15 protein-coding genes are annotated in these 21751 nt (G+C 70.7%); 3 read left to right on the forward strand and 12 right to left on the reverse strand.

Annotation, left to right across the window (positions count from 1 at the left end; translation table 11 throughout):
* Positions 1-108: 108 nt before the first annotated feature.
* The 4 genes from AB0F70_RS22355 to AB0F70_RS22370 form a co-directional block, all read right to left on the reverse strand.
* Entirely contained in the window at positions 109-1287 is a 1179-nt protein-coding gene (locus AB0F70_RS22355; protein WP_357453519.1) for a Gfo/Idh/MocA family oxidoreductase, read from the reverse strand.
* Positions 1288-1362: 75 nt separating this feature from the next.
* Positions 1363-2418 carry a substrate-binding domain-containing protein gene (locus AB0F70_RS22360; RefSeq protein WP_357453522.1) on the reverse strand — a complete coding sequence of 352 codons (1056 nt, stop codon included), beginning with the start codon at positions 2416-2418 and terminating at the stop codon, positions 1363-1365.
* 98 nt (positions 2419-2516) lie between these two features.
* Entirely contained in the window at positions 2517-3476 is a 960-nt protein-coding gene (locus AB0F70_RS22365; protein ID WP_357453657.1) for an ABC transporter permease, read from the reverse strand.
* 17 nt (positions 3477-3493) lie between these two features.
* On the reverse strand, positions 3494-4966 hold the full coding sequence (locus tag AB0F70_RS22370) for a sugar ABC transporter ATP-binding protein (RefSeq protein WP_357453660.1): 1473 nt from the start codon (positions 4964-4966) through the stop codon (positions 3494-3496).
* Positions 4967-5173: 207 nt separating this feature from the next.
* Between AB0F70_RS22370 and AB0F70_RS22375 the strand changes: the two genes are divergently transcribed.
* Positions 5174-6295, forward strand: coding sequence for an ROK family protein (locus tag AB0F70_RS22375; protein ID WP_357453525.1), 1122 nt, complete (start codon positions 5174-5176; stop codon positions 6293-6295).
* 92 nt (positions 6296-6387) lie between these two features.
* Here AB0F70_RS22375 and AB0F70_RS22380 read toward each other — a convergent pair whose 3' ends face one another.
* Entirely contained in the window at positions 6388-9435 is a 3048-nt protein-coding gene (locus tag AB0F70_RS22380; RefSeq protein WP_357453528.1) for a family 16 glycoside hydrolase, read from the reverse strand.
* A gap of 129 nt (positions 9436-9564) precedes the next feature.
* On the reverse strand, positions 9565-11976 hold the full coding sequence (gene ligA, locus AB0F70_RS22385; protein WP_357453530.1) for an NAD-dependent DNA ligase LigA: 2412 nt from the start codon (positions 11974-11976) through the stop codon (positions 9565-9567).
* A gap of 156 nt (positions 11977-12132) precedes the next feature.
* Between ligA and AB0F70_RS22390 the strand changes: the two genes are divergently transcribed.
* Positions 12133-13638, forward strand: a complete 1506-nt coding sequence (locus AB0F70_RS22390) for an NAD(P)/FAD-dependent oxidoreductase (RefSeq protein WP_357453532.1) — start codon at positions 12133-12135, stop codon at positions 13636-13638.
* 63 nt (positions 13639-13701) lie between these two features.
* Here the strand turns inward: AB0F70_RS22390 and AB0F70_RS22395 are convergent, their stop codons facing one another.
* From AB0F70_RS22395 to AB0F70_RS22415, 5 genes are all read right to left on the reverse strand, one after another.
* Positions 13702-14964, reverse strand: coding sequence for a cytochrome P450 (locus AB0F70_RS22395; protein ID WP_357453535.1), 1263 nt, complete (start codon positions 14962-14964; stop codon positions 13702-13704).
* The gene (locus AB0F70_RS22400; RefSeq protein ID WP_357453537.1) at positions 14961-15572 is read right to left on the reverse strand and encodes an ATP/GTP-binding protein; all 612 of its coding nucleotides are present in this window, start codon (positions 15570-15572) and stop codon (positions 14961-14963) included. Before AB0F70_RS22400 ends, AB0F70_RS22395 begins: the two co-directional genes overlap by 4 nt.
* The gene (locus tag AB0F70_RS22405) at positions 15553-15906 is read right to left on the reverse strand and encodes a DUF742 domain-containing protein (protein ID WP_275005546.1); all 354 of its coding nucleotides are present in this window, start codon (positions 15904-15906) and stop codon (positions 15553-15555) included. Before AB0F70_RS22405 ends, AB0F70_RS22400 begins: the two co-directional genes overlap by 20 nt.
* A 110-nt stretch (positions 15907-16016) precedes the next feature.
* Complete coding sequence (locus AB0F70_RS22410) at positions 16017-16409, reverse strand: roadblock/LC7 domain-containing protein (RefSeq protein ID WP_116677953.1); 393 nt, start codon at positions 16407-16409, stop codon at positions 16017-16019.
* 17 nt (positions 16410-16426) lie between these two features.
* On the reverse strand, positions 16427-18100 hold the full coding sequence (locus AB0F70_RS22415) for an ATP-binding protein (protein ID WP_357453541.1): 1674 nt from the start codon (positions 18098-18100) through the stop codon (positions 16427-16429).
* Positions 18101-18422: 322 nt separating this feature from the next.
* Between AB0F70_RS22415 and AB0F70_RS22420 the strand changes: the two genes are divergently transcribed.
* Positions 18423-20588 (forward strand): prolyl oligopeptidase family serine peptidase, encoded by a 2166-nt coding sequence (locus AB0F70_RS22420; RefSeq protein WP_357453544.1) that lies wholly within the window; start codon positions 18423-18425, stop codon positions 20586-20588.
* Positions 20589-20698: 110 nt separating this feature from the next.
* Here AB0F70_RS22420 and AB0F70_RS22425 read toward each other — a convergent pair whose 3' ends face one another.
* Positions 20699-21736, reverse strand: a complete 1038-nt coding sequence (locus AB0F70_RS22425; RefSeq protein WP_357453547.1) for a hypothetical protein — start codon at positions 21734-21736, stop codon at positions 20699-20701.
* Positions 21737-21751 lie beyond the last annotated feature (15 nt).

Consider the following 21751-nt stretch of genomic DNA (forward strand, 5'->3'; position numbering starts at 1 on the left):
CGGGTCAGTACTAGTGCGGTGCAAGTGCTACTGGGGGTGCGACTGCGGTACTGCTGTGGTGCGGGCGCCGGCCCGGAGCGGTGCGATGCACCGCCCCGGGCCGGGAGCTCAGACCAGCGACACCCACCCCCCGCCGCCGTCCGCGCTGCGCTCGACGGCGTCCAGCACCCGCTGGACCACCAGGCCGTCGCTGAACGACGGCGTCGGCTGCCGCCCTGCGGCCAGGTCGCCGACGAGGTCGACCACCTGGTGCGTGAACGCGTGCTCGTAACCGAGCCCGTGCCCCGGCGGCCACCAGGCGCCGCCGTACGGGTGCTCCGGCTCCGTGACGACGATCCGGCGGAAGCCGGCGGTCGCCGCGTCGTCGGCCACGTCGAAGAAGTGCAGGATGTTCATGTCCTCGAAGTCGAACGCGAGCGAACCCTTCGAGCCGTTGATCTCCAGCCGGATCGCGTTCTTGCGGCCCCAGGCGAACCTGGTCGCCTCGAAGGTCGCCAGCCCGCCGCCGGACATCCGCCCGAGGAAGATCGCGGCGTCGTCCACCGTGACCTTGCCCATGCGGGTGCCGTCGGCGACCCCGGACAGGCCCGAGGACGAGGCCGCCTCCGGGCGCTCGTGCACGAAGGTCTCGAGCAGGCCGCTCACCCCCGTGAGCAGCTCACCCGTGACGTACTGCGCGAGGTCGACCACGTGGGCTCCGATGTCGCCCAGCGCACCGGAACCCGCCTTCTGCTTGTCGAGCCGCCACGACATCGGCGCCTGCGGGTCGGCTATCCAGTCCTGCAGGTACTGCGCGCGCACGTGCCGCACCTGGCCGATCCGCCCCTGCTCGACGAGCTGCCTGGCCAGGGCGATGGCTGGCACGCGGCGGTAGGTGAAGCCCACCATCGCGTGCACGCCACGCTCCGCGGCGGCCTCGGCCGCCGCGACCATCGTCTCCGCCTCGGCCACGCTGTTGGCCAGCGGCTTCTCGCACAGGACGTGCTTGCCCGCCTCGAGCGCCGCTATCGCGATCTCGGCGTGCGTGTCACCGGGCGTGCAGACGTCGATCAGGCCGATGTCGTCCCGCTTCAGCAGCTCGCGCCACCCGACGACCGCCTCGTCCCAGCCCAGCTTGTCGGCCGCCGCACGGACCGCGGCCTCGTCCCGCCCCGCCACCGCGCGCATGCGCGGTGCCAGGGCCAGGTCGAAGAACCGCGGCGCCGTGCGCCAGGCCTGCGAGTGTGCCGCCCCCATGAACGCGTAGCCGACCATGCCGACCCCGAGCTCGTTCTCAACACTGCTCATACCGCGCCTCCCCCCACTGTCGTCTCACTGCCGTGTCGCATGCCCCGGCGGACGTCGTCCCGATACGTCACCGCGTCAGGAGTCGAAGCCGATGGGCAGGTACTCCTCGACGTTGTCCGCCGTGACGACGGGCGCGAAGAGCTGGACCGTGCGGGGCACGCCGATCGAGGCGAGGTCGCCCACCGTCTTGTTCTGCGCGATCAGGCGGGCGAGCTTGACGCCGTCGGCCGCCTGCGTGGACGGGTAGATGACCGTGGCCTGGACGACGCTGTCGCCGGACTGGATCTCCTCCATCATGTTGCGCGACCCTGCGCCGCCCACCAGGAAGAACTCGTCGCGGCCGGCGTTGTCGATGGCCGCCATGACGCCGACACCCTGGTCGTCGTCGTGGTTCCAGATGGCGTCGATCTTCGGCTCGGCGGACAGCAGGTTGGCAGTCGCCTCCTCGCCGCCCTGGACCGTGAAGTCGGCGGCGACGCGGGCGTCGACGTCGAGACCGCAGTCCTCGAGCGCGTCCTTGAAGCCGTTGCTGCGGTCCGTCGTCAGCGGCAGGGCGTCGATGCCCGCGATCTCGGCGACCACCGCATCCTTGTTGTCACCCAGCTGCTCGCAGATGTAGGTGCCTGCGCTCACGCCCATGCCGTAGTTGTCGCCCAGCACGGTGGTGCGCGCGGCGAACGGGCTGCTGAACTCGCGGTCCACGTTGATGACCGGGATACCGGCCTCCATGGCATCGAGCGCCACGTCGGTGAGGGCGGCACCGTCGAACGGCAGGAGCACGATGGCGTCGACGCCGTCGTTGATGAAGCCCTCGATCTGGCTGATCTGCACGTTCACTTCGTTGGTGCCCTCGGCGACGCGAAGCTCCACGTCCTCGTACTTCTCGGCCTCGACCTCGGCCGCCGAGGTGATGGCGCCCATCCAGCCGTGGTCGGCGGCCGGGGCGGAGAAGCCGATGACGACCTTGTCGCCGGGCTCGTCGTTCTCGGTGGTCGTGACCGGCCCGGTGGCGGTCGTCTCCTCGTCACGCGGCTCGTTGCTGACGCAACCGCTGACGACGAGCGCGGCACAGGCCGCCGCGATGAAGGCGCCGGAAACCCTGCGCGTGCGCACTGCTGTGGATGAGGTCATGGTGATCTCCCTTGATCTGGGGTGGAGCTTGTCTGGCTGAACCGGGACGGCTTGACTGGAACGAGGGCACGAGTGCGCGCCGCCGGATGGCGCCGGGCTCACGTGCTCGTCGCCTTCTCACGCGAGGCGAACCACTGCTGCAGCAGCACGGCGCCCACGATGATCGCGCCCTTGGCGATCGCCTGGACCGAGCTGTCGAGGTTGTTGATGACGAACACGTTGGTGAGCGTCGAGAAGATCAGGACGCCCAGCACGGTTCCGGTGATGGTGCCGCGCCCGCCCGCCAGCAGGGTGCCGCCCACGACGACCGCCGCGATGGTGTCCAGCTCGAGGAGCGTCCCGTGCGTCGAGGAGCCGGAGGTGGTCCTGGCCAGCAGGATCACGGCGCCGATACCTGCCGTCAGGCCGGAGAGCCCGTACAGGTACAGGGTGTGCCGCTTGATCTTGATGCCCGCAAGGCGGGATGCCTCGGGATTGCCGCCGATGGCGACGGTGCGCCGCCCGAACGTCGTGCGGTTCAGCAGGAACCAGCCGGCGGCCGCGACCACCACGAAGATCCACACGATCACGGGCACGCCCAGCGGCCGGGCCTGGAACACGTCGAAGAACGGGTCCACATCCTCGAGGATCTGCGTACGACGCCCGGCGATGAGCTCGGCGAGGCCGCGAGCGGCGGCCAGCATCGCGAGGGTCGCCATGAACGCCGGCACCTTGCCGTACGCGATGATCACGCCGTTGATGAGCCCCGCGACGAGCCCGACGGCCAGCGCGGTCACCACGATGACCCACCAGCCGTAGTCCTGCGCCAGGTACTGGGTGGACAGGGTCGAGGCCCAGATCGACGCCAGTGCGACCACGGCGCCGACCGACAGGTCGATACCACCGGACGTGATGACGAACGTCATGCCGATGCTCACCACGCCGGTCACCGCCGCGAGGCTGAGGATCGTGGTGACGTTGCCGAAGCTCACGAACCGGTCGCCACCGGTCACCACGCCGACGACGACGAGCAGGATGAGGGCGAACACGAGTCCACCCATTCGCAGGGCTGGGCCCATGAGGGCCGATCGTCCGCTCACGCGGCACTTCCTTCCATGACCAGGTCGAGCACGGCGTGCTCGTCGATGTCGTCGGCCGGGCCGTCGTGGACCGCCCGACCGTCGGAGATGACCAGCACGCGGTCCGCGAGCCCCAGCACCTCGGGGATCTCGCTGGAGACGACGAGCACGGCGGCGCCGTCGTCGGCCAGGCGCCGGATGAGGTTGTAGATCTCTGCGCGGGCACCGACGTCGACACCCCGGGTGGGCTCGTCGAGCAGGAGCACGCGGCAGCCGTGCACGAGCCAGCGCGCCAGCAGCGCCTTCTGCTGGTTGCCGCCGGACAGGGTGCGGGCGTCGCGGTCCGCGGAAGCGGGCCGCAGGTCGAGGGCCTCGATCTGCTCGCGCGCCGCTGCACGCTCGGCGCCCTCGTCGAGGAGTCCCCCACGCGCGAAGCGCGCGAAGGTGGACAGCGTGATGTTCCGGTACACGGGCTCGTCGAGGAGCAGGCCCTGGCTCTTGCGCTCCTCGGGGCACAGGCCGATTCCCGCGGCGACCGCCGCGTGCACGCCCGACCCCAGACGCTTGCCGTTCAGGCGAACGGTGCCTGACGTCGAGCGCCGGGCCCCGTAGATCGTCTCCAGGATCTCGGAGCGGCCCGAGCCCACCAGGCCCGCCAGCCCGACGATCTCGCCGGCCCGGACCGTGAGCGAGACGTCCTTGAAGACGTCGCCGAGCCCGAGGCCCTCGACCTCCAGGACGGGTGCGGCGTCCTCCGGGACCCCTGGGCGCTCGGGGAAGGCGTACTCGACCGAGCGGCCGGTCATGAGACGGATCAGCTCGTCCGTCGGGGTGTCCGCGACCAGCAGGCTCGTCGCCACGGTCCGGCCGTCCTTGATGACGGTGATCCGGTCGCCGAGCTGGCGGATCTCCTCCAGCCGGTGCGAGATGTAGACGACGGCGACACCGTCGGCCGTGAGCTCGCGCACGATGCGGTGGAGGTTCTCGACCTCCTCGGAGTCCAGCACGGCGGACGGCTCGTCCATGATGACCACGCGTGCGTCCCGGGACAGCGCGCGGGCCAGCGAGACGATCTGCTTGCCCGCCGCCGGCAGGCTGCCCACCTCGCGGTGCGGCGAGATCTCGGGGTGGCCGAGCCGCTTCAGGATCTCCCGGGTGTTCCGGGCCGCGTCGGACCGGCGGGTGACGCCGCCCCGTGCGAGCTCGTGCCCCAGGTAGATGTTCTCGGCGACGGTGAGCCCGTCGACGACGTCCAGCTCCTGGTAGATGGTCGCGATGCCGAGGTTGAGCGCCGCGACCGGATCCGCGATCGTCACGGGTTCCTCGTCGAGCAGGATCTCGCCCTCGGTGGGCTGGTGCGCCCCGGCCAGGACCTTGATCAGGGTGGACTTGCCCGCCCCGTTCTGACCCAGCAGGCAGTGCACCTCGCCGGGGCGGACCTCGAGGTCCACGCCGTCGAGCGCCCGCGCGCCGGGAAATTGCTTCACGATGCCACGCATACGCAGCAAAGGGAGGGGCTGCTCATCCCGTTGCTCTGCCCGCTGGGGGTCCACGTCGACCATGTATCGAACGTAGAGGGACTTTTGCCGACCGTCAAGCAAAAGTCGTGACTTCGCCCGCCATGATTGACTAGAGGCATGGTGGAAGTGGCACGGGAAGTGATTCAGCAGGCGCCCAAGGTTTCTGGAGCGGGGGACATGTTCCAGCTCTTACGCGACGGACGGCCTCGCACGCGAGCCGACCTTGCGGCGGTGACGGGCCAGGCCCGCTCGACCGTCGCGGCACGCATCGACCTGCTCATGACGGCGGGGCTCATCGCTCCCGCGGGCGAGGCGTCCTCTACCGGCGGCCGCCCGCCGGCGACCTTCGCGTTCGCGCCGTCCGCCCGGGTGGTGCTCGGGGTGGACCTCGGCGCGACGCACGCACGGCTCGCCCTGACGGACCTCGCCTCCACGGTGCTCGCGCACCGCGACCTGCCGCTGCTGATCACCGACGGGCCCGAGCTGGTGCTCGACCAGGTCGCGCGGACGGGCGCCGAGCTGCTGCGCGAGGCCGGCCGGTCCCCCAGCGAGCTCGCCGGGGTCGGCGTCGGCCTGCCCGGGCCCGTGGAGCACGCCACCGGCAAGCCGAACAACCCGCCGATCATGCCCGGCTGGGACAACGCCGACGTCCCCGGCATCCTCGGCGCGCGGTTCCACGCCCCGGTGCTCGTGGACAACGACGTCAACATCATGGCGCTCGGTGAGCATCGCGCCGCCTGGCCCGACGTCGCGGACCTGCTGTTCGTGAAGGTCGCCACGGGTATCGGCGCGGGCATCATCGCCGACGGCGCGCTCCGGCGCGGCGCCCAGGGTTCGGCCGGCGACATCGGGCACGTCGCGGTGCCTGGCGTGACCGACGTCGTCTGCCGCTGCGGCAACATCGGCTGCCTCGAGGCGATCGCCAGCGGGCTCGCCGTCGCGAACGCACTGGAGGGCGCAGAGAAGCCCGCCGACGTCGTCGCCATGGTGCGGGCCGGCGACGTCGCCGCGAGCCAGGCCGTGCGCCAGGCCGGCCGGGACATCGGCGCCGTGCTCGCCACGAGCGTCAGCCTGCTCAACCCGTCGATGATCGTCATCGGCGGCATCCTGGCCGACGCCGGGGAGCACATAGTGGCCGGCATCCGCGAGGTCGTCTACCAGCGGTCCCTGCCCCTGGCGACGCAGCACCTGCGCATAGTCACCGCCCGGACGGGGCCGCAGGCCGGCGTCCTCGGCGCGAGCGCGATGGCCGTGGACCAGGCGCTGTCCTCGGAGGCTGTCGACCGCCTGGTCGCGTAGGACCGGGCAGAGCCGACACCGCCGGTCGAGCTTGTCGGGACCTGGGTCTCGACAAGCTCGACCAGCGAGATGTCAGCTCGACCGGCCAGGCGTCAGCTGGCGTTGCCCAGGTTCTTCACCCGGACGTCGCGGTAGTAGATCGTCTCCCCGCCCCCGTGGTTCTGAAGGCCCACGTACCCCGTGGCGAGGTCACGCGCCGGGTCGGTGCTGTCGAAGTCGTTCACCAGCACCCCGTTGAGCAGGACCTTGATGTTCTGCCCCACCACGCGGATCTCGTACGAGTTCCACGAGCCCACGGGCTTCAGCGCCTGCTCCACCGCGTCCGGGTCCGCACCCTGGAAGGTGTAGATCGCCCCGGTCGTGCGGTCGGCGTCGTCGCTCGCGTCGACCTGGATCTCGTAACCCTGGTTGACGGCGACCCACGGGTCGTTCCCCGGGTTCGGGAAGCCGACGAAGATGCCGCCGTTGTCGTCCTTCACGAGCTTCCAGTCGAGCTTGAGGCTGTACGTCCCCAGCTCCTCGCCCGTGTGCCAGAGCAGCCCCATGCCGCCCGTGCTCCGGATCGAGCAGTCGGCCTGGCGGCCGAACGAGCCCGCGCCCGCCAGACGCCATCCGTCGAGGGACGCCGTGGTGCCGTCGAACAGGGCGCGGTAGCCGCGCTCGTACTTCCCGGGCCGGCAGATGTCCTGGATGCCGCCGACCGTGAGGACGTCGAGGTTGACGTTGCCGTCGTCCTCGGCGTCGTAGCGCAGCGTGATGGTGTTGACGCCCTTGCGGAGCGGCAGGTCCCGCGTCGCCGTCGCCCAGGTCTTCCAGTCACCTGTCGACTCCAGCGCCCACGGCTCGACCTCCTGCCCGTTGACGAGCACCGACATCTCCTTGGTGCCCGGAGAAGGGTTGGGTCCGTTCGAGTACCGCAGGCTCACCGGCTGGGTGCCGGCGCGGCGGACGTCGGCCGTGAAGGTCGCCGAGGCGCCCACCTGGCCGAACCCGGCGGCGAAGCCGGAGCCGGAGTAGCCGCTGTGCTCGGTGGCCACGTTCGCGCTGCCGCGCAGCGAGGCCTCCTCCGCCTCCAGGTACCCCTGCTCGGACGGAGCCTTGTAGCCGGGGATCGCGTTGAGCGTGTACCAGGCCTCGGTGTTCCACAGCTCGCGGCCCTCGGCGTCCGAGAACGGACGCGGGCTGCGCAGGTGCACGACGCGTCCCGGCTCGAGGCCGTCCACGGTGAGCGTCACCTTCGTGCGGTCCCTCGAGACCTTGGCGCCCGTGACGAACAGCGGCCGCTCGTCGATCTTCGGCCCGCCGTAGTTGCGGGTCGGCACGTAGCGCCAGTGATCCATCCGGAACGCCGCGTTGGGGTTCTCGGCGATCTTCGCCACCGTCTCCGCGGAGAGCGGCTGCGTGTACTCGACGTCGAAGCCCTTCTTGGTGACCCGCATCTCGGTCATGTCGAAGGCGCCCTCACCGTTGGGCGTGAGCTTCTGCAGGCCGTAGCGCAGCTTGCCCGGCTCGCTCCAGTTGCCGCCCTCGCCGACGCCGCCCACGTACAGGGCGCCGTCAGGCCCGACGACCGTGCGGTTCACGCCGGCCTCCAGGCCGGCCGAGTGCCGGAACACCGCGCCCTGGTACTCGCCCTCGATCTTCTCGAGGAAGCCGCGCTGCAGACCGCCGTAGGTGACGTCGCCGAACACCAGCTGGCCCGCGTACGGGCCCTCCTCGACCTGCACCGGGGCGCTCGGCGAGTTACCGATCTCGTTCTGCGGCACCCAGAGGGCCGGGGCGGAGACAGGCTGGTCGTCGAACGGTCCGGCAGGGTTGGTGAAGTGGTTGAAGAACTTGCCCTGCTCGATGTGCACGAGCTTCGAGCTGGGCAGCCAGGCGCCCTGGTTGTCCATGACGAAGAGCTCGCCGTCCGGGCCCTTGACCATGCCGTTCGGCGTGCGCAGGCCGCCTGCCACGTAGCTGACCTCACCGGTCTCGCGGTCGACCTTGATGGCCGTGCCGCGGTTCGCGGCGGGCTGCGGGTCCGTGGTGGCGCCGCCGTTGTTGATGGCGACCGACAGGTTCACGTAGAAGTAGTCGTCGTCGTGCAGCAGGCCGAAGGCGAACTCGTGGAAGTTGCCACCGAAGGGCCACTCGGCCACCGTGCGGTGGTCGTCGTAGAAGCCGTCACCGTCCGGGTCCGTGAGCTCGGTGAGCTTGTCGCGCTCGGAGACGAAGATCGAGTCCTCGATGACGGCGATGCCCAGCGGGTTGAACAGGTCCGTGGCCACCTTCTCGTAGGTGACCTGGTCCTTCGAGGTCTCACCGGTCACGTTGTCGAGCAGGAACACCTCGCCCGGCTCAGGGTTCTCGACCCAGCCACCGGGGCTCACCGAGCCGGTCGTGACCACGGCGAGGCGGTCGTCGTCGGTCCAGTCGAGCCCGGCGACCATGGGCTCGAAGCCCTCCGGGCGCAGGTCGGTGAGCGTGTAGCCCGGGTGCACGGAGTCGAGGCGCATGCCGTCGCCCGCCGAGTCGTCCTGGCCCTCGCAGTACTTGGTGCCCGGGGCGGTCACGCGCACGACGCCGGCCTCGGTGCTCAGGACGCTCTCGGGGACGACGACGAAGTCCGCCGTGCCCGGCGGGCGCCACTCGAGCCGCAGGATGTTGTCGTTCGTGTTGTCGAAGTACTCGACGCGCAGGTCGTGGACCCCTGCCTCCAGGGCGACGGTGCCCTCCTTCGACTCCGCGCCGTGCAGGCCGTCGTTGTTGATCACCTCGGCGTCGTCGATCACGAGGCGCGAGCCGTCGTCGCTGGTGAGCCGGAACTCGTAGTTCCCGGCGGACGGCACCGACAGGTTCGCGAGCGCGTGCGCGATGAAGCGCTCGCCCATGCCGAAGTCGGCTTCCGTCGAGTAGTCGATGGTCGGCTTGAGCTGGTCGACGTTCGGCGTCTGGCCGGAGCGGAGCGTGCAGAGCTCGCTCAGATCACGCGCCAGGTCGTAGGTCCTCAGCGTGACGCCGGGTTCCTGCGGCGGCAGATCATCCGCTGCCGACGCGACGGGGACAGTTCCCGACAGCATCACCGCTGTCAGTGCTACGGCAGTCGCGCCTGCGGCTGCCTGTCTCGCGCGGATGCTGGTTCCACGTTGTCTCATCAGTTCTCCTCGGTCGGCATTGACCCTGCGGGCTAGAACCTACGAGGGACTTCTGGCGATAGTCAAGCAGAAGTTGTCAACTGGTCACCTTAATCGCCCAGGTCGGCGCCTGTAGCCGCACCCTCCGACTCACAACGCCTCGGGGCCGCCCTCGAGCAGCTTCTTGAAGCCGTCCTCGTCCAGGGTGGGGATCTCCAGGGCCTCCGCCTTCGCGGCCTTGGTGCCGGCGTTCTCCCCCAGCACCACGTAGTCGGTCTTCTTCGAGACCGAACCGGAGGCCTTGCCGCCCGCGGCGATGATGGCCTCCTTGGCGCCGTCGCGCGTGAAGTCCTCGAGCGATCCGGTCACCACCACGGTCAGGCCGGCGAGCGGCCCGGTGGGCCCGGTGTCGGCCTCGGCCATCGCGGCAGGGCCGGGATGGCCGGGGGTGGCGAGCTGGACCCCTGCCTCGCGCCACGCCGCGAGGATCTCCTGGTGCCAGTCCACCGTGAGCCATTCCTTGATCTCGGCAGCGATCACCGGGCCGACGCCGTCGACGGCGGCCAGCTCCGCCTCGGACGCCGCCTCGATGGCGTCCACCGAACCGAACCAGCCCGCGAGTGCCCGCGCCGCCACCGGCCCGACGTGCCGGATGTTCAGCGAGACGAGCATGCGCCAGAGGTCCTTCGTCTTGGCCCGCTCCAGCTCGTCGAGGAGTTTTGTCGCGTTCGCCGACGGCGCCCACTCGTCCAGGGTCTCGCCCGCCTCCTCGGCCGCGAGTCGCTGCGCCTTGCCGTGCGACAGCTTGCGCCGGAACGGGGTACGCCGGCGCACGACGCCGTCGTCGTCCATCTTGGGCAGGCCGGTCTCCGCGTCGCGGACCACCGCCTCGATGGGCAGGAGCTGGTCGAGCGTGAGCGAGAACAGCTGGGCCTCGGTGACCAGGGGCGGGGTCTCCGGCACGTCGGGCTGCGTGAGCGCCGCGGCGGTGACCTCGCCGAGGGCCTCGATGTCGAGGCCGCCGCGCGAGCCGATGTGCTCGACCCGCCCGCGTACCTGGGCCGGGCACGACTCCGCGTTCGGGCAGCGCAGGTCGACGTCGGCCTCCTTCATGGCGCGTAGCGGCGTACCGCACTCCGGGCACTCCGCGGGCATGACGAAGTCCTCGCGCGGGTAGCCGTCGTCGGCAAGGGCGGACACCGGCCCGACGATCTCCGGGATGACGTCACCCGCCTTGCGCAGCACCACGACGTCGCCGATACGCACGCCCTTGGCCCGCACCACGTCCTGGTTGTGCAGGGTCGCCTGGCGCACCGTGGAGCCCGCGACCTTGACCGGCTCCATGACGGCGTATGGAGTCGCCCGGCCGGTACGGCCCACACCGACCTGGATGGCCAGCAGGCGCGTGTTGACCTCCTCCGGCGGGTACTTGAACGCGATGGCCCAGCGCGGCGCGCGGCTGGTGGAGCCCAGCCGGCGCTGCCGCGCCAGCGCGTCGACCTTGAGGACTATCCCGTCGAGCTCGTGCTCGATGTCGTGCCGGTGCTCGCGGAAGTGCTCGATCATCTCGAGCGCCCCGTCGAGGCCGTCGACGACCCGGTTGTGCGGGGAGACCGGGATGCCCCACTGCTCGAACAGGGTGTACGCGTCGGACTGCCGCTCCAGCTCCGTGTGCTCGCCCTCCTGCCACTGCAGCGCGCCCACGCCGTGCGCGTACATGCGCAGGCCCTCCACGCGGGCGAGACCCGCCTCCAGCTCGAGCCCGTCCTTGTTCTCCAGCAGCTGCCGCAGGCCGCCCGCTGCGGCGTTGCGGGGGTTGGCGAACTGCGGGAACCGGCGGAGCGCGGCGATGCGTGCTCGTTCGACGTCGAACTCCTTGCCGCCGGCGCTCCGCCCGGAACGTTCGCGTGCGTCCTCGATCGCCCGCTCGCGCAGCTCGCCCTGCAGCTCGTTGAGCCGCGCGAAGGTGGCGACCGGGATGAACACCTCGCCGCGTACCTCGACCACGTCGGGGTGGCCCTCGCCGGTGAGTGTCTGGGGGATCTCGGCGATGCGCAGCACGTTCCGGGTGACGTCCTCGCCCACGCGTCCGTCACCGCGCGTGACGCCGCGCACCAGCCGGCCCTTCTCGTACACCAGGGAGATCGCCAGGCCGTCGATCTTGACCTCGCACAGCAGCCCCGGGCGGTCCGTACCGAGGTCGCGGTTGACCTTCTCCGCCCACACGGCCAGCTCGTCGGTGCTGAACGCGTTGTCGAGCGACAGCATGCGTTCGATGTGCTCGACCGTGACGAACCCCGACGCCGCCGCACCGCCGACGCTCTGCGTGGGCGACTCCGGCGTCACCAGCGCGGGGTGCGCGGCCTCGAGCGCCTGGAGCTCGCGCATCCGCGCGTCGTACTCGGCGTCCGACGAGACGGGTGCGTCCGCCTCGAAGTAGGCGCGCCGATCCTCCTCGATCCGGGCCACGAGCTCGGCCCACCGCCGCTGTGCGGTGGCCTCGTCGCTCGTGGCTTCATCACGTTCCGGGATGCCTGTCGTCTCGCTCACAGACACAATCATGGACTGAACCACTGACATCCGAGTGGCAAGGCGCCGGAGCCTGTCCCGAAAGGTCAGCCGACCTGGGCATTCGCCTCGATCAGCCCCTATCGCACAGGGTCCGGCACCGCTACCATTCGAGAAAAATGCCGGAAATCTACTGAGAGCAGGGGCCCCTTGAAGATCGCCGTCGTCGGTGCCGGTTTCGCAGGACTGGCCACCGCGAAGATCCTCCGCGAGTTCGAGCACGACGTCACAGTCTTCGAGAAGGCGCCGGACGTCGGTGGGGTGTGGAGCGCGACCCGCCGGTACTCGGGCCTCCGGACGCAGAACAACAAGGACTCGTACGCCTTCTCGGACCTGCCGATGCCCCGGGACTATCCGGAGTGGCCCACCGGCGAGCAGGTCCAGGCCTACCTCGAGCGCTACGTCGCGAAGTTCGAGCTGCGTCCTCTCCTGCGGCTCGCCACCGAGGTCGTCCGCGCCGAGCTGACCGACGCCGAGGACGGCTGGATGGTCACCGCACGGCGCATCGGCGCTCCGGTCTCCGCGCCCGAGCGGTTCGACCACCTGGTGGTCGCGAACGGGATCTTCTCCGACCCGGTCTTCCCGCAGTACGAGGGGTACGCCGACCTCGTCCGCGCCGGCGGCAAGCTCGTCGCCTCCAGCCAGCTCAACACGCTGGACGACGCCCGCGACAAGCACGTCGTGGTCGTCGGGTACGGCAAGTCGGCGTGCGACGTCGCCGGCGAGATCGGCCAGGTGGCCAAGTCCACCACCGTCGTGGCTCGTCGCCTGCTGTGGAAGATGCCCAAGCGCATCGCCAGCGCGCTGAACATGAAGTACCTGCTGCTGTCCCGCCTCGGCGAGGCGCTGTTCCGCTACCAGGAGCTGCCCAACGGCATGGAGCGCTTCCTGCACGGCCCGGGGGACAAGGTACGTGCGGGCATGCTCTCGAGCATCGGATCCGTCGCGACCTGGCAGTTCAAGCTCAAGAAGCTCGGTCTGGTCCCGCACGGCGAGTTCGCCGACATCGCCAACAGCACGGTGTCGCTGTCCACCGACGGGTTCTACGAGCAGGTGGCCGACGGGACCATCAAGGTCCACCGCGACACGGAGATCGAACGCTTCGAGGTCGAGGGCGACCAGCCGGTGGCCGTACTCAGCGACGGCGCCCGGATCCCGGCCGAGCTCGTGGTCTGCGGTACCGGGTTCCACCAGCGCGTGCCGTTCCTCGACGACACCATCGCCGCCCGCCTGGTGGACGAGCAGGGCAACTACCAGCTCTACCGCCAGATCCTGCCCGAGGGCGTACCGAACCTGACGTTCGCGGGCTACAACTCGTCGCTGTTCTCGCCGCTGTCCGCCGAGGCCGGCGCGATCTGGATCGCCGCATACCTGGCCGGGGTCGTCGAGCTGCCGCCGATCGAGGAGCGGCGCAAGCACGTGGCCGAACGCGTGGCGTGGATGGAGAAGCGCACGGGCGGCAAGCACGCCCGCGGCACCAACGTCATCCCGTTCTCGATGCACCAGATCGACGAGACGCTCGACGAGGCCGGCGTGAACATCAGCTCCGCCGCCCAGACCATCCAGTGGCTGCTGCCGATCGATCCGTCGGTTTACAAGAACGTCGTGCCGCGGCTCAAGGAGCGGGTCAAGGAGCGGGCCGGCGCCGAGTCCTGAGACCTGTGTGGGTCGAGCCTGTCGAGGGATCTCGACAGGCTCGACCCACGGTGGCGCAGGCGGTCAGCGCTCGGGGCGCGGGCCACCCTCGGTCAGCGGTGCGGTGAACCGGACGGGCAGCTTGCGCGGGTAGCGCGACCACGGCGAGGCCGACATCTTGAGCGAGTCCGCCGAGACCGACAGCTCCATGTCGAGGATCCGGCGCAGCAGGGTGTCCACGGCGATACGGCCGATGAGCGGCCCGATCCGGTGGGCAGGGCACGCGTGCGCGCCGGCGCCCCAGGTCAGGTGGAACCGGCTGCCCAGCTCCTCCCACGGGTCGTCCGTCCGGATCGCCCGGTCTGCGTTCGCGGCGGCGACGGCGGGCACGAGTGCGTCGCCGTACGCGATGCGGCGTCCGCCCAGCTCGCAGTCCTGCCGGGCGAACCGGGGCAGCACGTGCGGGGCGGGCGGGTTGCGCCGCGACACCTCGTCCAGGGCGTCGTCCAGGTCGAGCCGGCCGCGACGCACCCGGGCGGCGAAGGCCGGGTCGGTCAGGATCATGTGCAGCGTGCTCGCGATCCACGCGATCTCGGCGTCGTGCCCCAGGCTGAACATCACGCCGATCGCGGCCATCACCTCGACGTCGTTCTCGTGGTTCGGATGGTTGACCAGAGCAGTGGTCAGGTCCTCACCGGGCTCGGCCCGGTGCGTCGCCACGAGCACGGCCACCAGGGCCTCCTGCTCGATCGCCGCCGCACGCGCCCGCTCCCTGCCCGCGTAGACCGCCTCGGTGAGCTCGTGCATCTTGTTCCCGTCGGACAGGCTCATGCCGAACATCTCGGTCATGACCATCACGGGGACCGCGACGGCGTAGTCCTTCACCAGGTCCGCCTCGCCGCGGGGCATGAGCCGGTCGATGATCGCCTCGCACATCACGGCCACCGTACGGGCCAGGCGCTTCTCGTCGATGGCGCCAAGGGCGTCGTCGATGGGCGCACGCAGCCGGCGCTGCTGCATCCCGTCGAGGTAGTACGCGCTCTCGCGCGGCGCCAGCGCGGCGAGCACCCCCGAGTCGGCGGGCAGGGACCGCTCCTGGACGTAGCGCCAGTTGCGGGAGTTACGAGAGAACAGCAGCTCGTTGCGCATCACGCTGCTCGCCTCGTCGTACCCCAGGACGAGCCAGGCGGGGACGCCAGGTTCGAGGTCCATCGGCGCGACAGGACCCCACTCGTCACGGAGCTGCTCGTACAGCTTGTGCGGATCCCGGGCCGACGTGATCTCCGACAGCTGCATCCGGTCCGAGATGTCTTCCAGCCGGAGGTGCAGTCTGTTGGCGAGCGTCACGCGTTGACCTTCTGGAACACCGGGAACGTCATCGCGTGCTCGACGAGGGTGATCAGGGTGAGTACGGCGGACTGCCGGTCGCGTGCGTCGCACTCGACGATCGGCGTCTCGGGCAGCAGGTCCAGCGCGGCGCGGACCCGCTCCAGGGGATAGTTCGGCGAGTCGGGGAACTGGTTGACGACCACGGCGAACGGGATCTTGGTCCGCAGCTCCAGCTGGTCCAGCACCTCGAAGCTGTCCTCGAGGTGCCGCGTGTCGATCATGACCAGCGCACCGACGGCGCCGTCGGCCAGGCCCGCCCACAGGTCCCAGAAGCGGCGCTGACCCGGGGTGCCGAACAGGTACAGGGCGATGTCGTCGGTCACGGTGATGCGACCGAAGTCCATCGCGACCGTCGTCGTCTCCTTGTTCGGCTGCCCCGGGTCGATGCCGACGCTCGCCGTGGTGATGCGCTCCTCGGTGCGCAGCGGGTCGATCTCGCTCACCGCGCCGATCAGCGTCGTCTTGCCCACGCCGAAGGCGCCCACCACCAGCACCTTGACCGACCGCGCGACGGTCGGTGCCAGGTGCTGCCCGGTCGCCGGGCGGTCAGAGCTTGCGGAGTCCATCGAGAATCTTCTCCAGGATGTCCTTGCCGGGCAGGACGTGCGCTTGGTGGTTGGAACGAATCGTCAGGTTCCCCGTGTCGACCAGGTCCGAGACCATGACCGCCACGAGGCTCACGGGTAGCTGCAGATACGCAGCCACCTCGGCCAGCGCGAGCGTGCCGCGGCACAGCTCGACCAGCTCGCGCTCCAGACGGCTCGCCGTCGAGAGCACAGGCCGGCTCTCGACCGCACGTACAAGTGTCTCCGGGCGCAACGTGTTGCGCGACGGGTGCGCCCGGCCCGAGGTGAGCACGTACGAGCGCACCGGGTGATCGCGGTACTCCTCGGTGTCCATCCCCTCGCCCCCTGTCGGTCGGTCAGGTATCGGTCGAGCTGGTGGTGCCTGGTACGGCCAAGCCTCACGAGGCTCGGGTGGTGCTTTCCGAAACGGTGCCAGGGGCGGGATCAGCTGGAGATCCGCTCCGTGCCCAGGGTGCGCTCCCCGATCATGAGGACCTGGGCCTGCATCTGCTGGGCAATCAGCGCCGGGTCGATCACCGTCTCCGTGACGACCGCGAGACGCGAGCCGTCACCGGCTCCCCGGACGAAGAGGAATCCGCCGTCGAACTCAACCATCACCTGGCGGATCGTCTCGCTGTTCCCGAACTCCCTGCTCATTCCCATCCCCAGTGCCACAAGTCCGGCACATGCCGCGGCTACCTTGTCGGCCACGTCCAGCGGGGTCTGGTCCGTCCGAACTTTCATCAGTCCGTCGGAGGTGAGCACGACAACATGCTTGACCCCCCGTACACCACTGATGAGCTCGAGCATCCAGCTATTACCGTCGGTGCTGGTCATGCCGTCGGCGTGCGTAGTCATCGGTCCTCCGAAGGTCCACCGGCTCCAGCCGGCGGTTCGCTGCTGTCTGGTGAGTCCCCGAACCGTGCCTCGCTCGAGCTGAAGAAGGCACCCATCCACTCACCGGCCTCCTCGGCCGTCTGAGCGGGACCAGGAGCTTCGGTACGGGGCTCCGTGGCCTTGGTCCGGTCGTCGGTCGCTTCCGCCTCTCCACGGCGCGATCGCCGCTGCGGGAGCGCAGACGGCTCGGGGAACTCGTCGTCCTCGGGGCGGGCTCGCCCAGGACGCAGGGGCAGCTCGCCAGGGGCCTGCACCGGGGCACCGGCCACGGGCGTCTCCTCCTCTTCGTCGACCACGACGCCGGTCGCGCTCAGCGGCTCGACGGGAACCACGGTCGCCGGGTCGGGCGCCGCGGGTGCGGGCCACTCGTCGTCGTCCGCGGGCTTTGCGCTGGGCAGCTCGGTCACGAGCGGTGCCTCGGCGACTGCGGTGGCGCTGCGCCGGGACCCCAGTGCGGACGCCCCGCTGGTGCGGGAGCTGGCGCTCGGCAGCGTCGCTGCCGGCGTGAGCATCCCCGACGGCACCACTGCCTCGGTGAGCTCTGCCGGAATCATGACGATGGCGCGCAGGCCGCCGTACACCGACTCGGTGACGTCCACGCGGAAGCCGTGGCGGCGCGCGTAGGTACCGACGACGGCCAGGCCGGTCTGCGGGATCTCGCCCAGCTCGGTGATGCTGATCTCGCGCTTGCCGGAGGCGATGTCGCGCGCCTGCTCGAGCTGCTTGAGGTCGAGGCCCACACCGCAGTCGTCGATCTCGACGACCGCGCCGCGCTGCACCTGGCGCAGCGAGACGAGCACCTGCGTGGTGGGTGGGGAGGACTGCGTGGCGTTGGACAGCAGCTCGGCCACGAGGTGGATGAGCGGCTCGACGATGCGCGCCGAGACGGCGACGCCGGGGTCACCCGACACCTCGACCCGGTGGAACGCCGTGATCCGGCTGGCGGCGCCCTTGACGACGTCGGGCAGCGGGAGCGGCTCGCTCCACTGCTGGCCCGGCCACTCGCCGCACAGCGCCGCGAGGCTCTGCGCCTGACGGGCCTGCTGAGCGGCGGCGTGGTCGACGCGCATCGACGTCTGCAGGATGTCCGGGTCGGTGGGGTGGCGCTGGACCATCCGCGCCGCCTCCTCCTGGATGCGGTGCGCGGCGGCCTGGACCTTGCGGCTCAGGGCGACCACGGCGACCTGGACGGCGTCGCGGCGAGCGACACGCTCCTCCTGCACCCGGGCGAGCATGGCGGCTGCCTCGTCCAGACGTGCCTGGGCACCCGCGTCACCCGGAAGGTGCGGGAGCGGCGGGGCGGGCTCGCTGTCGAGGAACGCGGGCAGCTGCTCGTTGGCCAGGGCGTCGAGCGCCCGGGACGCCGCATCCGCACGCTCCTCGGCCCGGCGGTGTGCCAGGACCAGGTCCTCGTGGGCGGCGAGGTCGTCACGTGAGGACCGCGCGGCGATCAGCGCGGCCGCCACCGCGAGCCCGACGGCGGCGATGCCGACGAGCCATGCGGGCCACGTGGACGAGGCCCCGGTGGCGGTGAACAGGACTGGTGCTACGAGTACATAGGCAAGCACGCCGGCGACACACACCCAAGGTGCGACCTGGCGCAGCCTGCTCGGCGGAGGAGAAGAAGACATCGAGCTCACCGAGCCGATCCCCCTAATAGTTGTCTCGTCAGAGTTTGGGAAGGCGGGACACGGCAAATACCGCGGCTTGCTCCACGAACTCGGCTGGAGGGGGCGAACAACCCCCTGGACTGCAGTTTCTACCACAGGGCGTCCCACGCGTGGAAGGGCACGACCGTGGTGCGACCAGCGAAAATATGTGCCACTGAGGAATATGACAGCCCCGCAGCGCAATAGCCGCACAATACTGTACAAACCGGGCACGACTCCCTCGGTCTGAGGCATACTGCCTTACGACGGCCGGAGCCGTGACCGGCCGCGTAGGGTGCTCTCCATGAGCGTCGAGCACACCCAGACCGCCCCCCGAGCCGCTCTCCCGGGCACGCCCCTCGACCCCGCCGCCCCGGACCCGTTCGCATGGCTCGAGGACGTCGACGGAGACACCGCCCTGAGCTGGGTCCGCGAGCGCAACGCGCACGGCGCCCAGGTCCTCGGCGGTCCCGCCTTCACCGAGACCGAGCGTGCCGTGCGCGAGGTCCTCGACTCGGACGACAAGATCCCGCACGTCTCGAAGGTCGGCGAGCACTACTACAACTTCTGGCAGGACGCCGAGCACGAGCGCGGCCTGTGGCGCCGCACGACGCTCGACTCCTACCGCACCGACGACCCCGAGTGGGTGACGGTCCTCGACCTCGACGCCCTCGCGGCCCAGGAGGGCGAGAGCTGGGTCTGGCACGGCGCGAGCGTCCTGCGCCCGACGGCGGAGCAGCTCGCGGCGGGCGAACCGCGCAGGCACGCGCTGGTCGACCTGTCGCCCGGCGGCTCCGACTCCGACGTGACGCGCGAGTTCGACCTCGTCACCAAGCAGTTCGTGCCCGAGAGCGACGGCGGCTTCGTGCGTGCCCAGGCCAAGGGCGGGCTGTCCTGGATCGACTCCGACACGGTCTACGTGTACACGGACTTCGGCGAGGGCACCATGACGCCGTCGGGCTACCCGCGGCAGGTGAAGCGGTGGCAGCGCGGCACTCCCCTGGCCGAGGCGACAGTCGTCTACGAGGGCACCGACCAGGACATGTACATCAGCGCGTCCCGCTCGCACACCCCGGGCTTCGAGCGGGACCTGGTGCACCGTGCCCTGCGGTTCTACGCCAACGAGACGTACCTGGCGACGAACGTGGGCACGCCGGAGCAGACCCTCGCCAAGATCGACGTGCCGGACTCGGCGAACGTCGGCCTGCACCGCGAGTGGATGCTGGTGCGGCTGCGCGACGACTGGACGCTCCGCCGCACGACCTACGGTGCGGGCTCGCTGCTCGCCGCCCGCTTCGACGACTTCATGGCCGGGTCGCACGACCTGACGGTCCTCTTCGAGCCGACGCCGACGACGTCGCTCGCCGGGATCACCTGGACGCGGAACCACCTGGTCGTCAACGTGCTCGACGACGTGAAGAACCTGCTCCACGTGCTGACGCCGCCCACGCTGGCCACCCCGGGCGGCGAGTGGGCGCGCTCCGAGCTCCCCGTGGGCGGCGAGCTGCTCACGGTCGGGGTCGGCGCGGTGGACGTCGTCGACTCGGACGACGTCTGGGTGGTCACCACCGGCTACCTGACGCCGTCGACCCTCGGCCGCACCACCGTCGCCGGACCCGGCGAGACGGCGGCGGCGCCCGAGGTGCTCAAGTCCGCGCCGTCCTACTTCGAGGCGGCCGGCATGGCGGTGCGCCAGCAGTTCACGGAGTCGGACGACGGCACGCGCGTGCCGTACTTCGTCGTCGGCCGGGCGGACCTCGTCTCGGGCGAGGCCGGGCCGGCGCCCACCCTGCTGTGGGGTTACGGCGGGTTCGAGCACGCGATCCTGCCCGGATACTCGGGCACCGTCGGCCGCGCGTGGCTGGAGCGGGGCGGGGTGTACGCCGTGGCGAACATCCGCGGCGGCGGCGAGTACGGACCGGCCTGGCATCAGGCCGCACTGAAGGAGAACCGGCACCGCGCGTACGAGGACTTCGCGGCAGTGGCGCGTGACCTCGTCACGCGCGGCATCACGGTCCCGGCACAGCTCGGGATGGAGGGCCGGTCGAACGGCGGGCTGCTCGCCGGCAACATGCTGACGCAGTACCCGGAGCTCTTCGGGGCGATCATCGTCGGCGTCCCGCTGCTGGACATGAAGCGGTACTCGCACCTGCTGGCGGGCGCGTCCTGGATGGCCGAGTACGGCGACCCGGACACCTCTGACTGGGAGTTCGTGCGGGGCTTCTCGCCGTACCACCTGTTCGACGCGGCGCGGGACTACCCGCCGGTCCTGTTCACGACGTCGACCAAGGACGACCGCGTGCACCCGGGCCACGCCCGCAAGATGGCGGCGCTCATGCTGGCCGCGGGCAAGGACGTGACGTACTACGAGAACATCGAGGGCGGCCACGGCGGGGCGGCCAACAACGCCCAGGCGGCATACATGGCGGCGACCCACTGGACGTTCCTCTGGACCCGCCTGACCAGCTGACCCCAAGGGAGCGGGTCCGCGGCACGGGCCCGCTCCCCTTCGAGGTCTAGGTTTCTCCCTCTTGAATCGGTTCAGAGCGGAGTAACTTAGACCTCAAAAGGGTGTCCGGGTCAGGCCTCGGCCTTCTCCGACAGGGTCTCCGCTACCCGGCCCAGGTTGGCCAGCTCCGCGCGGTGGGCGTCCGTCGAGCCGAGCGACCTCCGGTGCGCGGCCAGGAGCGTCACCTCGGCGAGCTGCGCGGAGGGCAGGCCGATCCGCCGCCACGGGACGGCGACCAGGTCGGCGAGCGTGCCGAGCGCCGGTCCAGCGCACTGCGAGACCTGCGCCGGAGGCAGCCCCGCCCAGAGCCCGGTCCCGCGCTCCATCGCGCGGGCCAGCAGCTCCCAGGCCCGCTCGTTCCAGCCGCCCGGCCCGACGTCGGCCAGGTCAAGGCCCAGCGCGTCCGCACCGGCGAGGACCACCGCCGGCACACCGACCCAGGTGCTGCCGAGGTGGACGACGGAGCGCGCCCCGGCGTCCCGCACGGCCGCGAGCACGGGCTCGAGGCCCTCGACGATCTCGGGCCCTGCCACCGCCCGCAGCCGCGAGAACCCGGAGAACGTCGGCAGCACGCCCGCGTGCACCTGGCCGAGCAGCGGCTCCGCGAGCTGCACGGTCACCTCCGCGCCGGGGACCTGGGCGACGATGTCGGCAACGAGCGTGCGCAGGCTCCCGGCGAGCACGAGGCCCAGGTCCGCGCGGGCCCCCTTGTCCGCCAGGACACGGTCCCCGCGGGCCGACCAGAGCTGAGCCGCCAGCGTCCACGGCCCCAGCATCTCCACGGTGATCGGACCCGTGTGGCCGTACGCCGCGATGGCGAGGGCCCCGAGGTCCTCGCGCCAGAACGTATCGGCCCGACGCGCGTCGATCCCCGGCCGGTCGGTGAGCTTCCAGCCGTGCGGGCCCAGCTCGACGGGCATCTCGGCGAGGCGCACCGCCGTCCGCCCGAGGGCGTCGGCGCCCGGGCCACGCTGCTCCAGCTGCGTCAGGAACGGCAGCGCGTCGACGCCGGTCGGTAGCTCGGCGAGCTCGCCCAGCGCCGTCTGCTGCGCCTCGAGCACATCGCGCTCGCCTCCGGGCCACGGCCCGTGTCCGGTCACAGCGGTCATCAGCTCTCCTTGTTC

Source organism: Promicromonospora sp. NPDC023805 (assembly GCF_040639635.1).
GTDB lineage: Bacteria > Actinomycetota > Actinomycetes > Actinomycetales > Cellulomonadaceae > Promicromonospora.

Coding starts and splice junctions, on each gene's coding strand:
- AB0F70_RS22355 (WP_357453519.1), bottom strand. CDS start 1,287: ATGAGCAGTGTTGAGAACGAGCTCGGGGTCGGCATGGTCGGCTACGCG.
- AB0F70_RS22360 (WP_357453522.1), bottom strand. CDS start 2,418: ATGACCTCATCCACAGCAGTGCGCACGCGCAGGGTTTCCGGCGCCTTC.
- AB0F70_RS22365 (WP_357453657.1), bottom strand. CDS start 3,476: ATGGGCCCAGCCCTGCGAATGGGTGGACTCGTGTTCGCCCTCATCCTG.
- AB0F70_RS22375 (WP_357453525.1), top strand. CDS start 5,174: ATGTTCCAGCTCTTACGCGACGGACGGCCTCGCACGCGAGCCGACCTT.
- AB0F70_RS22380 (WP_357453528.1), bottom strand. CDS start 9,435: ATGAGACAACGTGGAACCAGCATCCGCGCGAGACAGGCAGCCGCAGGC.
- ligA (WP_357453530.1), bottom strand. CDS start 11,976: ATGATTGTGTCTGTGAGCGAGACGACAGGCATCCCGGAACGTGATGAA.
- AB0F70_RS22400 (WP_357453537.1), bottom strand. CDS start 15,572: ATGGACTCCGCAAGCTCTGACCGCCCGGCGACCGGGCAGCACCTGGCA.
- AB0F70_RS22405 (WP_275005546.1), bottom strand. CDS start 15,906: ATGGACACCGAGGAGTACCGCGATCACCCGGTGCGCTCGTACGTGCTC.
- AB0F70_RS22410 (WP_116677953.1), bottom strand. CDS start 16,409: ATGACCAGCACCGACGGTAATAGCTGGATGCTCGAGCTCATCAGTGGT.
- AB0F70_RS22415 (WP_357453541.1), bottom strand. CDS start 18,100: ATGTCTTCTTCTCCTCCGCCGAGCAGGCTGCGCCAGGTCGCACCTTGG.
- AB0F70_RS22420 (WP_357453544.1), top strand. CDS start 18,423: ATGAGCGTCGAGCACACCCAGACCGCCCCCCGAGCCGCTCTCCCGGGC.
- AB0F70_RS22425 (WP_357453547.1), bottom strand. CDS start 21,736: ATGACCGCTGTGACCGGACACGGGCCGTGGCCCGGAGGCGAGCGCGAT.